The 14,874-nt window shown below is 56.6% G+C and carries 8 protein-coding genes; 6 read left to right on the top strand and 2 right to left on the bottom strand.

Features of this window, described 5'->3' with window-relative positions:
* Positions 1-1,102 (bottom strand): aspartate aminotransferase family protein (locus EFB11_RS16360; RefSeq protein ID WP_164706841.1); only part of this gene is annotated, 1,102 nt, incomplete at its 3' end.
* A gap of 270 nt (positions 1,103-1,372) precedes the next feature.
* On the opposite strand from EFB11_RS16360, the gene EFB11_RS16355 reads away from it, so the two are divergent.
* Both EFB11_RS16355 and EFB11_RS16350 read left to right on the top strand, forming a co-directional pair.
* Positions 1,373-2,536, top strand: a complete 1,164-nt coding sequence (locus EFB11_RS16355) for a PucR family transcriptional regulator (RefSeq protein WP_164706840.1) — start codon at positions 1,373-1,375, stop codon at positions 2,534-2,536.
* 422 nt (positions 2,537-2,958) lie between these two features.
* Complete coding sequence (locus EFB11_RS16350) at positions 2,959-5,079, top strand: methyl-accepting chemotaxis protein (protein ID WP_122791429.1); 2,121 nt, start codon at positions 2,959-2,961, stop codon at positions 5,077-5,079.
* A 43-nt stretch (positions 5,080-5,122) separates the two neighbouring features.
* Here the strand turns inward: EFB11_RS16350 and EFB11_RS16345 are convergent, their stop codons facing one another.
* On the bottom strand, positions 5,123-9,787 hold the full coding sequence (locus tag EFB11_RS16345) for a SpaA isopeptide-forming pilin-related protein (protein WP_164706839.1): 4,665 nt from the start codon (positions 9,785-9,787) through the stop codon (positions 5,123-5,125).
* 360 nt (positions 9,788-10,147) lie between these two features.
* Between EFB11_RS16345 and EFB11_RS16340 the strand changes: the two genes are divergently transcribed.
* From EFB11_RS16340 to EFB11_RS16325, 4 genes are all read left to right on the top strand, one after another.
* Positions 10,148-10,525: a BlaI/MecI/CopY family transcriptional regulator gene (locus tag EFB11_RS16340; protein ID WP_122791427.1), complete on the top strand. Its 378-nt coding sequence runs from the start codon at positions 10,148-10,150 to the stop codon at positions 10,523-10,525.
* A gap of 9 nt (positions 10,526-10,534) precedes the next feature.
* On the top strand, positions 10,535-13,477 hold the full coding sequence (locus EFB11_RS16335) for a M56 family metallopeptidase (protein WP_164706838.1): 2,943 nt from the start codon (positions 10,535-10,537) through the stop codon (positions 13,475-13,477).
* A gap of 336 nt (positions 13,478-13,813) precedes the next feature.
* Complete coding sequence (locus EFB11_RS16330; RefSeq protein WP_122791425.1) at positions 13,814-13,993, top strand: hypothetical protein; 180 nt, start codon at positions 13,814-13,816, stop codon at positions 13,991-13,993.
* A complete protein-coding gene (locus tag EFB11_RS16325; RefSeq protein WP_122791424.1) occupies positions 13,990-14,793 on the top strand; it encodes a Fic family protein in 804 nt (267 codons plus the stop codon). Before EFB11_RS16330 ends, EFB11_RS16325 begins: the two co-directional genes overlap by 4 nt.
* The last annotated feature ends 81 nt before the right edge of the window (positions 14,794-14,874 follow it).

Here is a 14,874-nt window from a genome sequence, read left to right as displayed (position 1 = left end):
CATACTGCTCCATCAACTCGCGGTAGCGGGCCATGACCCGGCTGCCGATCTCAAGCGAACGGTCGGCCAGATGGTCGCGCTCCATGATCTCGATGACCTTGAGCGCCGCGGCGCAGGCCAGCGCATTGCCGCAATAGGTGCCGCCGATGGTACCCGGCGCCGGGGCGTCCAGCACTTCGGCCCGGCCGACGATGGCGGATAGCGGCACGCCGCCGGCAATCGACTTGGCCGTAGTCAGCAGGTCGGGCTGCACGCCCGCCTCGTCCCAGTACTGGCTGGCAAATATGCGGCCGGTGCGGCAGAAACCGGTCTGCACTTCGTCGGCAACCAGCAAAATGCCGTACTTGTCGCAGACCGCGCGCACGGCCTTGACCCATTCGAGCGGCGCGGGAATAAAGCCGCCCTCGCCTTGCAGCGGCTCGACCACAATGGCCGCAATGGTGTCCGCGGCCGCGCACTGCTCGAACACATCATAGATGGACTGCATGTAGTAATCGAGCGCGGCTTCCTGCGGCATGCCAGTCGGCTTGCGGTAATAATACGGGAACTGGGCGCGGAAGATGCCGCCCGGCAGCGGCCCCATGCCCGCGGCATACGCCTTTTTGGAGGTCATGGACATGGTCAGCATGGTGCGGCCATGGAAGGCGCCCGAAAAGACGATGATGTTGGGGCGCTTGGTGTAAGCACGCGCGACCTTGACCGCGTTTTCGTCGGCTTCGGCGCCCGAATTGGCGAAAAAGGCCTTCTTGTGCTCGCCGCAGACGGGGGCCAGCGCGCACAGCTTTTCGGCGAGCGCCACATACCCTTCGTGGGTGACGACGTTGAACATGGCGTGGAAATACCGCGCGGCTTGTTCCTGCACGGCCTTGACGACTTCGGGGTGCGAATAGCCGATGTTGAGCACGCCGACGCCGCCAATCCAGTCCAGAAAGCGGTTGCCGTCCACGTCCTCGATGATGGCGCCCGCGCCGCGCTCGATGACCGCCGGATACACGCAGCCGATGGCGTTGGGAATGACCGCATGGCGGCGGTCTAAAATGGCCTGTGCCTTGGGGCCGGGCAGGGTTTCGGTGACGATTTCGGGTAAAGCCTCTCGTAACATAAGGGAAAACCTCCTAATCTGCAAAGAGCAGCGGCCAATATCCCGATAAAATGCGTCGTTGCATTCGCCATTTCATCCGAACATCAGCCGCTGCTGTGTTTTTATTTCTGTATGCAGTATAGAGGATTTGTTTCGCAGAGGCAAGAGTCGCACGTCCCAATAAAAAATTGCACTGTTGTGCAACCAGCACAACAGCATAGAACTTATGCTGCGCAGTAAACCAGCCGATTGTGTGTATATCACAATCAAATGCAAAAGGGGGCGGTGCGTGTGGCATTGTTGCTGCGCGACGTTTATGAGGACACCCGGCAGCGGTTTCAGTTGCAGCTTTTGGCCGGGGAACGAGGGCTGACCAACTGCATGCGCTGGGTTTATGTGTCCGAAGATTACACCACATCGGAGTTTTTGTACGGCGGGGAACTGATTCTCACCACCGGCGTGCTCAGCGGCAAAGACGAGGGCTGGCTGCTCAAGCTGCTGCACAGCATTTTCCGGCAGCACGCCTGTGGCCTGATCGTCAACGAGGGGCCGTATCTGAACCGGCGGAGCATCCCGCCCGAAGTGCTGGATTTCTGCAACGCCGAGGGATTTCCGCTGTTTGCGATGCCCTGGCACATCCACATTTACGACATTACCCGCGATTACTGCGACCGCATCTTTACCGACGCCCGGCGCGATGAGGCCATCGGGCGGGCGTTTTTGACCCTGCTCGACCGCGAGGCCGCGCAGGGTCCGGCGCTGCGGCTGCTGGCCGACCAGGGCTTTGCCCCGCAGGGGCCGTATTATGTGGTGCAGCTGCAAATCTCCCCCGAAGCCCCGGCCGACCCGGTGCTGCGCGACTGGATTTCCGGCTTTCTGCTGCCGCATCCAGCCTTTGCGCTGCTGGAAAACCCCAATCCGTGGATGGTCTGCCGGGCCGATGGGCGGGACGCGGTCGAGGAGCTGGTCCAAGCCCTGCAAACCGGGCTGCAAGCGCGGTTTGCCAACCGGACGGTCGCGGCCGGCATCGGCGGGCAAGTACCGGGACTGGGCCGGCTGGCAAACAGCTTGGAACAGGCGCAAGCTGCCCTGCACTGGGGCAAAAGCCAGGGAAAAAGCCGGGCCAGCTACGACGACATGGGCTTTTTCCGCCTACTGCTCGAGGTGCCGAACCGCGACTTTTTGGAGGGCTATGTCCGTGAGCAGCTGGGCGCGGTGCTCGATTACGACGCCCGGCACGGCAGCGACTTTGCGCAGACGCTCTATTTATATCTGGTGCATCAGGGCAGCATCCAGGCCATCGCGGCGCAGTCGTTTTTTCACCGCAATACGATCAGCCACCGCATCACCATCCTGCGCGACAAGCTGGGCTACCGCCTGGATGACCCGGCGGCCTGCTTTGAGCTGCTCACGGCTTTTCAGATACGGGACTTCCTGCGTCAGGGGGAAATCTAATAAAGGTTTGTGCCGAGGCGCTCAAGGTATTGGAAGCCGGCCGCAGATGGAAGTTTGCAAAATAAAATTTTACACAGTTTTAAACCAAATTTGCACAATTGAGGAAAATATGCAAAATTAGACTTGCTTTTTTTGGTCGTTTGGTATAATGTATGTGTTTGTATATATATCCGATATATATGAATATATATCCCAAAGTGGGCGCGCATTGAGTTACCTCTTAAAATTTTATCAACCGGGGACTTGACCAGCGATTCTTCTTTGCATTATACTCCACCGGGCAGACAAAGTCTGTCTTTTTGTCGTGCGTAAAAATAGGCACATCTCCCCGTTTTGATCTCTGGGAGATGTGTCTTTTTTTATAAAATTATTCACTTTTCATGGGGGACATGAAAAAATTATAGGAGGGGAAAACGTAAATCATGCTTTTGGCGGAAACCAAAGAAGAGAAGAAACACTTTCGACTTGGGGTCAGTGGAAAAATGATCCTCAACACCGCAATACCCACCGCAATTATTCTGATCATCCTGGCAATCATCATCACCGCAACGGTCGTCAATACGATCTGTACCCTGCAAAACCAGGACATCGAAAACCAGATGGATTCGGTCTCGAGCCAGGTCACGCAATATTTTGAGCCTTTTTTCGTCAGCGAAAAGTTTGTCAGCGACCGAAGCTCGGTGCGGCAGATCATGACGCAGATGGAGCAATCGCCGGCGACTTACCGGTTTGAAACGTCGCCGCTTTACCAGCAGACGCTGCGCGATCTGCAATATGCCGACTCGGTCGGCGGGGAAACCGTGCAGAGCGTCTGGCTGGCTGGCGTGAAAAATAACCAGGTCATCCAGTCGGACGGATACATCACTGACGCTTCGTTTGACATCACCGGACGCATCTGGTATCAGCTTTTGGAGCAGAATCCGGGCGTCAGCATCCTGACACCGGCGTATGAGGATGCTTCGACCGGCAATCTGGTCGTGACCGCCGCCGTACCGTACAACAATGCGGCCGGGGAAATGATCGGCGTGGTCGGCATTGACCTGTCGCTGGACAGCCTGATGGAATATTTCAGCCAAATCCAGATCGGTGAAAACGGCTATATCACCGTGTACGATTCGGCCCAGAATATCATTTATCACCCGGACAGCACGGTCCTGATGAGCAACCTGAAAGACATCCAGTATTCGGACAATATGAAGCAGCTGCTGGAAAACAACCAAAGCAGCGAGGTGATCAAGTACCAGCGCAACGGCACGACCTATTATGGCGGCACCAGCTTTATTGAGCTGTACCACTGGACGGTTCTGGCCTGTCTGCCCGGCAGCGAGTACATGCAGCAGATCATGATGATCTTTGCCATTCTGGCGATTGGGTTCCTGCTGTGCATCGTCATTACTTCGCTTATTTGTCTGTTCCGGACCCGTGCTCTAGTCAAACCCCTGCAATTGATCGGCCAGGTGGCCCAGGAATTTGCCAAGGGCAATCTGAGTTCGGACATCGAACGCCAAACCAACGACGAGATCGGCGACCTGGAAGAGGTCTTTGCGCATACGCAAACCGGTCTGAAAGAGATCATTTCGGATATTGCCCATGTACTGGGTGAAATCTCGAACAAAAATCTCACCGCCCAGACCCCGGCTCTCTACCGCGGCGACTTTGTACAGATTCAGCAGTCACTGCACGGCATCACCGATGCCATGAAAGAAACCATGTCGCAGGTGCGCGTAGCGGCCAGCCAGGTCGACGCAGGCGCCAATCAGGTGGCCAGCGGGGCACAGGCGCTGGCGCAGGGCTCGACCGAGCAGGCAAGCTCGGTGCAGGAGCTTTCGGCATCGGCTTCGGAAATCTCGCAGAAAATCTCGCATACAGCAAAACAGGCCGAACATGCCAACGAGCAAAGCAAGTTCGCGGGCGAAAAGCTGGGAATGTGCACCGACAAAATGCGCGATCTGGTATCGGCCATGGGCGAAATCAAGCAGACATCCGATATCATTCAGGGCATCATCAAGACCATTGACGACATCGCGTTCCAGACCAATATCCTGGCGCTCAATGCAGCCGTGGAAGCGGCGCGCGCGGGCGCGGCCGGCAAGGGATTTGCCGTCGTGGCGGATGAAGTGCGCAACCTGGCCGGCAAATCGGCCGAAGCTTCCCAGAAGACCCAGGAACTGATCCTCAATTCGATCGAAGCGGTCAACAAGGGCAGCTTGCTGGCCGGCGATACGGCGTCGGTCCTGGAAGAAACGTCGGTCTACGCCAAGCAGGTCATTACGGCGGTCATGGAGATTTCTCAAAACGCGGCGGAAGAAGCCGAAGCGATCGCCCAGATCACCCAGGGCCTCAATCAGGTTTCTTCGGTTGTCCATACCAACTCGGCAACGGCAGAAGAAAGTGCGGCGGCCAGTGAGGAACTTTCCGGGCAGGCAGCCATGATGCAGTCGCTGATCAGCACCTTCCGCATCGACGAAACGCCTTCTGCGGCGCCGATTGCAAAACCGGCACCCGAAATGGGCTTCACCAGCGACTATGATCTGAAATATTAAACAGCAAAGAGCCGACATGGTTTCATGTCGGCTCTTTGCTGTTTCAGCATGCGGGGTTGTGGTTGTACTGGAACCAGTCCTCGTTGGGGGTAAGGGCGGTCCAGGTTTCATAAACGCCATCCGGTTTCCGCTGGCAGTCGTGGCTGTTGGTCGCCTCCTGCACGGCCAGATAGGACCAGAACTGGGGGTCTGCATTGTCCGGCCAATGAATCATATCCTCCAGCAGGTCGTCCGGGGTTTCGGGCAGCCGGAGCAGCATGTGATTGACCAGGGTCATCGCTTCCGCGCGGGTGATATACTGGTCGGGCCGGAAGGTGCCGTCCTCATAGCCGCGCACCCAGCCCAGCGCCGCCGCCCGGCGGATCTCCTCCTCGGCCCAGTGGCCGCCGATGTCGGAGAACGTGCCCGATGGCTCCAAATCGCTCGTATCGAACCGGGACGCCATGGCCGCAAATTCGGCGCGGGTGATGGGCACATCGGGCCGGAAGGCTTGCGCATTGTGCCCGCTGACGATGCCCATGGCCTGCATGGTCGCAATCGAGCTGCGGTGCCAGCTGTTCAGCGGCACATCGGTGAAGGTGCAGTCCCAGGTCAGGTTTTGCGTGCGCACATCCGGGTCGAGCAGCCGGAAGAATACGGCCGCCACTTCGCCGCGGGTGATGTTCCATTCGGGGTGCACGTTGCCGTCCGGATAGCCGACGATATAGGCAAAATGGTCCTCGTCGTTGAGCGTATCCGGGACCGTGTATTTCTTCCAACCGGCGTAGACCGTGCGGTTCCGGTCCATGGTCACTGCGGTCACGCGCGTGGTGCCGGCGGCATCCGTATACCAGCCGGTAAAGCTGTACCCATCGCGGGCCGGGGTCCAATCCAGGTCGACCCGCGTGCCGGCGGCATAGGTTTCCTGCTCGCGCAGGTTTTCATAGCCCAGGTCGTAGGTCAGCGTATAGCGGCTCACACTGCCGCCGCCGCCCCCGCCGCCTCCACCTCCGGAGCCGCCGCTGCTTCCGCCATCGCCCTCATCGCCGCCATCGCCGCCGGATGAGCTATCCTTGGTGTTGGAAATGGGAAGCCGGATGTCTTGTTCTGCGGACAGGTTCAGCGTGTGTATGGTGTCCGATGCGAGGTAGCCCTCGGGCGGCTGGAGCTCGCGCACCCAGTACTTCTCGCGGGGGTCCAAATTGGAAAATGTGCAGGTGCCAGTCGCGTCGGTTGTTTTTGATTGCAATGGTGTCCCGCTGCAATCGGCCGTATCATACAGGCCAAAGGTCGCGCCGGACAGCAGTGCAGCGGTGTCGGTATCGGTTTTGGTGATGGTGCATGAAACCAGCGTTACCGCATTTTCCACCACGGTTGCTTCCGGTTCCTGCATTGCTTGGACTTCTTGCGGTTCGATCGGCGGATAGCCTACCGGCGGGTCGGTTTCCTTGAGCGTATATTCTGCATCGGGCTTAAGCCCGTCGAAATCCAGTTCGCCGCGCAGGTTGGTCACGCCGTAGGTGACCACAAGCCCATCGGCATCGTACAAGGTAAACTCGGCCCCAGCCAGCGGTTCCTTGGTGTTCTCGTCCTGCCGCACGATGTGCAGCCGGCCGAGCTGATTGTTCTGCGCCTTGGTGTTTGCAACCTCGATCGGCGCATCGGCCGAAGCGTTCACCTCGTCCATGGTGATGGGTGTCCAGTCGTGGTTGTTCCCGACCAGATATCCGTCCGGGGCGCGCAGCTCCTTATAATACAGGGTATCCAGCCCGGCGACCGCGCTTTTGGGCACCGACAGCGTGCAGACGCCATCGGTGCCGCTGACACCGATGGCCAACAGCGCTTCTTCCGACTGGTCGCTGTAAAGCCCAAATTCCGCGCCCTCCAGAGCCTGATTCGTCGAAGAATCGACCTTTTTGAGCAGCACCGAGCAATACCTGTTCTTGGGCGGACGCAGCGACGCGCCGCCGCCGACCGTCATATGCTTGACGGTTTCGTTGTCGGCGCCCATGTTGTCGGCCGCGTTTGTATGCAGCAGGCGCACCTGGTTGTCAAGGTCCACCCCGGTCCGGGTCACATAGGCCGTATAGGTCAACACATAGGGCTGGTCGCTCGCGGGGAGCGGCACCTCAAGCTGATTGAGCACGGCATCAAACTGCGGCTGGACTTCGAGGGCCTCCCCGGCATTGATCACCGGGGTGTAGACGTGCGTGGTGTCATTGGTTTTGTTCACGGACGGGGTCACGCCCTGATACAGCTTGACGCTTTCCAGATCGAGCACCAGACCGTCGGCCAGCGTGTCCTGCACAACGACCGTTTCGCCTTCCGCGCTGGCCAATTCGGTGCGCATGGGGTTGATCTTCACGGTGTACTGCGCTTCTTGGACACCTTTTTCTGCGCCTTCGGTCAATTTGGCTGTTTTTTGCAGGATGGAATATTTCAGCTTGGCGGTTTCCTGGGCCGTTGCGGTCTGCACCCACTGGCCGTTATCGAAAACTTCCAGTTTGGCCGTATTGAGAAAGGCCTTTTCCTGCTTTTGCAGGAACTCCGAAGCATTGGTGTCCACGGTGGTATAAAACTGGATATTTTTCTGCGCGGATACATTTTGCAGGTAAAAGACCAGCTGATTGCCCTCCACCGAAACATAGTTGCCGCCGGTGTCGGTCTCATCGAGCGGCTGACCGTCTACGGTCGCGCTGCCGGGCACATATGTGACCCCATCGGGCAGGGTATCGGTCACGCGGACGGTGCCCAAAGGCGCCGCGTGCTCATTGAGCCGGATTTCCCAGTGCAGACGGTTGGTGTCGGTGTAATAGGTCCACATCGGCCATTTGCGCAGCACGGTGAGCGAAACCGGGACATAGGCCGATGCGGTGGCATCCTTGGTGAGGGGTGTGCCGCTGATTTTTGTTTCATCTTTCAAAAGCTTGACCTGGTTGCGGAAATTCCGGGTTTGGAGGTTGGCTGCCCAGTGCTGGGGGTTGAGCAGGTAGGTATTGTAGGTAAACGAGATGGTTGCGGTTCCGGTGTTTTCCAGCTCGACCCGCAGCACGCGCGCAGTATCGTCCTCGGTGATGGACACCTTGACCGTGGCGGTGTTCAGGCCCTTTTCGTCAAACTGCTGCTTGATCTGCCGCTCAATCTCCTGTTCCTGCGTCTGCCGGGCCGCTTCGTCCAGACCGAATGTCTGGTCTTCATAGCCGTTTTGGTTCCCTGCCGTAAAACGGTCCTCATAGACCGCCTTGGTCAGGTTGACCGCCATGCCATCGATGCCGAGACCGGGGTTGATGGTCGATTTCCACTTTAGCGCCCGGGTCTTCCGATCGTAGCTTTTGCCCTCCTGCGTCAGCAGGGTGTTTTCGGTTTTGACCGGCAAATCGGCGGTCACGGTCACCGAATTTTTTGTCTCGGTCATCGCGTCGGTTTGGAACGCGGCGTAAACCGTGTTTCGGAACTGCTCCTGCGCCGCGCCCTGCTCAAGTGCGGTGCGGTCGATCTCCATTTTATAACTCAGCTGAAAGGGCTGGTCGGGGAAACCGCTCATCTTTTCCAGATACGGCTGCAAATCGATGGTCAGGCTGTTGGTATCCGGATTGCGTACCACGTCTGTTTCCTGAATGTCGATATGGGGGTCGGGCCGGTCCGGGTCCACATAGGTCAGTTTCATTTCCCATTTGGAAAATTCTTCGTCCAGCAGCAGAGCCTGTCCGTAGGTGTCTTGCAGGGTCAGATTTCTCAGGGGTTGCCCCTTGGTATCCACCGTGATGCCCCAGGTGACAAAATATTTGCCGGATTCTTCGTCGTAGTCGGTGTCTATATCTTCCTTTTCCAGCAGGGGGGACAGGGGGTAGGACACCGTCTTTGCAGCCGTGGCGCAGACGGTGTCCCCGGCCTTGGCCTGCGCCTGGTTGGTGAAGCTGGGCTGATTGCCATACTGCCAGAACTCGGTGAGCACATCCGGCGACAGTGTGGTTTTGTACGTCAGCGTCACGGTTTGGGCACCGTCCGGCAGGATATATTCCAGCGTGCGAGTTGCATCGTCATAAGTGGGCGCGTCTCCTGCGGGCGTGACGCTCGCGCTGTCCGCCACATAGTCCAGGCCAACCGGCAGGGTGTCCACCAGCCGATTGGGGATATTGTCTTCTTTATTGCCTACCTTGCACTCCACCGTCCAGGTCGTTTCGGTGCCGTTGGTCCGCGCGGTTTTGGTCAATGTGGTTTCGACCGGCGGGGCGGGCTTGAGTTCTTCGATGATGACATCGGTCGGGGTTGGCTGCGTATCAATGGTGATTTGACCGTCCTCGTCGGTATCCATGTCATCGGCCTTTTTCTGGTCCAGCACGCAGGAAACCGAAAAATGCACAGCAAAGAGTTGGGATAGATCATATTCGCCGTCCTCGATTTTAAAGCGGATCTCGAAATAATTTTTGCCCTCTTGGGCGTTGATGCGCGCAAACACAAACCCCTTGTCATGGAAGACCTTTTCATTGTCGATATCCCGGTAACACACCAGCGGCTCGGGCAGGGGGACCTGATAGGTTTGTCCTTCTACAATGTTGACATGATTTGGGTCATCCTCGTTGACCAGTTCGTCTTTTTGGATGACATAGTAGAGCGGTTTGGGGTTGGTAAACGAAATTTCGTTGTTGTTCCCCTGAATCAGACCCTCCGTCGGATCGCTCTGGTTGTACTGCTGCCGATACAGATACGATCGAAAATTTGGCAGCACAGTCGGGTCGCCTAGCGCTGCCCAGGCTAGTTCAGATGGAAGTAATATTGCCAGCATCAGCAAAAATGAGATTATCCTTTGGATGTCTGCTTTGATTCTGTCTCTCATGAAATTCCCTTTTATCCTTTATACACCAATTCCTATTTTTTTCATTGAAAATCTATGAAATTAGTGCAACGCATAACATTAATACTATTCAATATGTATTCTGTATTCTGCGGTAGAATTTTTAGAAAAAATATAAACCGCACGGCATGAGAAACCATTTTGTTACCAAGTATTGCTTGACTCTCTTTTTCTACTATTGTAGAATATAAGCATCCAAAAAATTTTACATTTGTAGAATAGGAGGAGGACGGCATGGAAAAGAACAAACGGCTGCCCGATGCCGAACTGGAGGTCATGCAGGCGGTCTGGTCGCTGTCGCCGCCGGTCACGGCTTCGGACGTGCAGCAAAAGGTGCCGAGCGACTGGAAAGCCACCAGCGTGCTGACTTTTCTGTCCCGGCTGTGCGACAAGGGTTTTCTGTCGTGCGAAAAGCAGGGGCGGCAAAACCAGTACACGCCGCGCGTGACGCGCGAAGCCTATTTGCAGCGCGAGAGCCGCAGCTTTGTCGAGCGCCTGTGCGGCGGGTCGGTCAAGAACTTTGTGGCCAGCCTGTCGGACGCAGGCGCGCTCACCGAGGACGATCTCAACGACCTGCGCGCCTTTCTGGATGCGCAGGAGCAGCAAAAGTAGGTGAAGGCCATGTTGCATTTGGAAAACCTGCCGAGCAATCTGGTGCAGATCGGGCTGACCGTTTCGGTGGTGGCGGTTTTGCTGTTTTTGCTGCGCCGAACGCTCAAAAAACGCTATCCGCCGCGGATGATGTGCCTTGTGTGGGCCATTTTGGCGCTCCGGCTGCTCATCCCCGTGCAGCTGACGCTGCCCGACCCGCCGGTGCAGGTCGCGCCGTGCACGACCTATCTGACGCAGACCGACTTTACCCCTGCCCAGCTCGAACAGGCCGGGCTGCCTGCTCTGGATGTGGACGGCGGGACCGTGGCAAACCGCTGGGTGACGCAGGAACAGGCTCAGGCGCTGACTCCGCTTGATATGCCATCGCTTATTTCGTTCGATTTAGGCTATGTGCTGTCTGTCGTGTGGGGCGTGGGCGTGCTGCTCGTTACGGTTTGGCAGTTATATCGATATCTGGCATTCTACTATGTGCTGGAACAGAGCAGCCACCCTGCCGCACGAAACCCACTGCTGGCGGCATTCGAGGAACAAAAACGGTCGCTTGGCATTTCCCGGAACATCCCGTTACGCGTCACGCGCGCGGCCGACTGTCCGATGCTGGCCGGATTTCTCTATCCCGCGCTCTATCTGCCCGACGAAGACCTGTCCGCCGAAGATGCGGCCTTCATCTTTCGCCATGAACTGACCCACTACAAGCGGCGCGACTTGTGGCTTAAGCTGCTGCTGGTCGCCGCGCGGGCGGTTCACTGGTTCAATCCCCTGGTACACCACATGGCGCGGCTGGCGCAGGAAGATATCGAAATGGCCTGCGATGAAGCGGTGGTGCGGGGCATGGATTTTTCGGCGCGCCGCGCCTACGGGCAGACCATTTTGCGGTCGGTCGAAAAACAGGTCAAAAAGCGCGCGCTGGTGTCGTGCTTTACCGGAGATAAGGAGGGGCTTATGCGACGCCTGGAAGGATTGTTCGAGAAACGCATCAAAAAATGCGGGATTGTATTGGTGCTTGGGGCGGCCTTGTCGGTCGGCGCGCTGGGCTGCGCGTTTTCGGTGGGCACGGCCCAGGGAAACCTAACCGACGCCGCGTGCGTGGCCCTGGCCGAGCAGTGGATGAGCGGAAAATACCGCGACGCCGAGCCGTGGTATGAGCTGCTCAACGATGACCTGGCCCAAAAGCTTTATGAGCAGCAAACCGCGCTGGGCGCGCAGACCGGTCAGACCGACGGCGAACCGCTGTGGCAGATCGGCACCTCCAGCCCGTCGGTCAGCCGCTTTACCGTCCTGCCCGATGCCGAAAACCAGCAGGCGGTCATTGTGACCGAATGGACGGCCTCGGCGAGCCCTGCGACCCGGCAGGCCGAGCGCATCCACTTTGAAAAGGCAGACGGGACCTGGAAGGTCAGCCAGGTCGAAGGCAATCCGTATATCAACGATGAACCGTTTGTGGACACGGCGGACAGCCTGGAACATTTCCGGCTGCTGTATGAAAACGATTTGGGCTTGCCGGCGCCGCTGCCCGCCGGCGAAGCATCGTTGGAAGAAACCATCGTAACGTCGCTCCAGCTGACTGGCGGCAAGCTAGAAACCGTGCGCAGCTGGGACGAAACGGGCGACGGCAGCGATGATTTGACGCAGATGCGGTACACCTTTTCGGACGAGACGCCGCTGGACCTGACGGTCGCGGGCGGCAGCGTACAGGACTACACCTATGACGGCGGACGGAACGACCGCACGGCTGCCGATCTGGCGCAGCAATATGCGCGCGCGGTGACGTATAAGTCGGTATGGCCCGCCTATCCGGTGCTGTCACAGGAAGGACAGCAGCATATGGCCGACAGCCAGCGCGCGCTGGCGGATAGCGACGATGTCTGGTACACCAAATACGGCGGCTCGTCGCCGACCGTGGCCGACTATGTGCTGGCCCCCGGCAAGGATGCAGATACTTATGTGGCGGTGTTCCAGCTGTATGGCGGCGGGATGACCGATTACCGGTCGGCGATTGCCATCACGGCAGGCGAGGAACAGGGCCGCAAGGTCATCCGCAGCATGGAGCGGTGCGACGATCATCTGGCCTTTATCCAGGAAAAACTGTCCGGACAGGATGCCGGTTACACCATGCGCGAGAAGTTTGACCTGTATTATAATGCTGGATTGCCGTGGCCGACCATTCCCGAGGATGCGATAAACTTCAACGGCGCTTCGCTGGATACGCTGACCCAGGTGCGCGCCGCGGCCGAGACCGTATTTAGCTTTTTCGGCGAGGAAGTCACGCACACCGAGGGCGATCAAGTTTTGATGATCCTCGAAAGCTGGTTTACCAGCGAAGTCGTTTCGGAAGAGGACACCGAAGCAGTCGTGCGGCTGCATTTTGCGGATGACAGCCCGTCTGTCGATGTACAAATGCGCAAAGTCGGCGGATATTGGCTTCCGGTCGGTGTGGTGGGAGAAGGCGATCTCACCGAAACCGATGCGGTATACAACCGAGTGATTTCCGAACCCATCGGCGCCGACGCGCCACAGGTGCCCTTCTTTAACCGGGACGTGATCTGCGTGCTCAATTACAATGGCCTGCTGCTGTTTGATACCCAGACCGGCGCGCTGCAGGCAGGCATCGATGTGCAGAAAATCGGGCTTGGCGATACCCAGGGCGATTCCGCCATGATCGTGCGCGGCAATGATGCGTGCATTACGATCGCTGCCATGAACGGGCCGGGGTATATCTATTCTCTGGAAACGTCCGCGCTTTCTAAGCTGGCTGACCCGGAAGAAATCGAATACACCGACATGCAGATTCCCGATGCCAAAACTTTGGCCAGCTTGGACCTGTCCGGCTTTGCCGATGCGTCCCAGGTGCAGGCGCTGCAATCCAAGGACGGCATCCTGGCGTATGTGCTGCCGCTGGATGACCTATCGAAAATGCAGTTTCAGTGGTATCCGGCAGAAGAAACGCCGTAAGCAGCTCCCCGGAAGCGAAAACGAGAAATCCCCTCTTCCAGCTTGACGCTAGAAGAGGGGATTTGGATTTGTATGCTCGTACGCTTTTTGCAAAGTTTCTGTTTGCAAGCGAAAACAAAAGGGCAGATCTGGGATAGCAAGCAAAGGAAGTGTATATACACTTCGCCATTTTGTAAAAAATGGTTTTGCGAAGAATTTGAGAAAACCACAATTTCCTCCGCTGACTCAAGCAAAAAATGTTGCGTATTGGAATACGCCTTGCGCACTCCATTTTGTGAAATTGGATGACAATGACCAAATCACATATATGATATAATTATTCAGGAGGTGGCGATCATGGATACTGCTAAAATTTTTAAAGCGCAAGATTGTCAGCAATGCTTTATGCTGGATTATGAAGTGTATGACAAACTGCATGCGGCCGAAATTCAAGCTGCAAGTTCGGATAAACGATTTACGCACGAAGAAGTTATGACTGCGCTGCGTCAGCAAATTCCGGAGACGAAGAATCCATGAATCAGGAAATATTGCAAATCTTACGTGAGCAAAAGGAAATGAATCTGCCCGGTGGTTTGTACCACAAAGTGCAGGTGATATTTGCCTATCATACAAACCGTATGGAAGGCAGTCAACTGACGGAAGAACAGACACGTTCCATGTTTGAAACGCATACGATCTTATCCGACAATGCGGTTTTGAATATCGACGATATTATCGAAACGCAAAATCATTTCCGGGCCTTTGACTTCATGCTGGAGCACGCGAAAGAAGATCTTTCCATGGATCTCATCAAGCAGTTCCATGCAATTTTGAAACGAGGGACTTCCGATGAGCGAAAAAGCTGGTTCAAAGTGGGTGACTTCAAAGCGCTGCCAAATGAGGTCGGCGGCCGGGAAACGGTTGCTCCGGAAAATGTAGAGCAGGAACTTCGGAAACTGCTGGAATCCTACCATGCGCTTTCGGCAGTCAAGGTAGAGGATATCATTGATTTTCACGCTAAGTTTGAATCCATTCATCCGTTTCAAGACGGAAACGGGCGCGTAGGCAGATTGATTATGTTCAAGGAATGTCTGAAATATGGCATCATGCCGTTTATCATTGACGAGCAGCACAAAGCATTCTACGATCGAGGATTGCAAAAGTATCCCGGAGAAAAAGGTTATCTCATGGATACCTGTTTATCCGCGCAGGATACCTTTACAGCGATTTATCAATATTTCAATGGGCCGTGGAGGAGCAAACAGTTCCGCGCAGCCAACAGGGGAACTCCCCATTTTGAAACCGACCGCCCCCAGTACAGGCCGCCGTTTAGATGAAAGACGTGAACACCTGGCTCTCTTATACCTGGCATCCCATTTGATACGCAATGTCCAAGAAAGGCGTCTCACTCACCTTGC

Source organism: Intestinibacillus sp. Marseille-P6563 (assembly GCF_900604335.1).
GTDB lineage: Bacteria > Bacillota > Clostridia > Oscillospirales > Butyricicoccaceae > Butyricicoccus_B.
The sequence above is the reverse complement of the archived record's forward strand: the minus strand, read 5'-3'. Positions and strand labels throughout refer to the sequence as shown.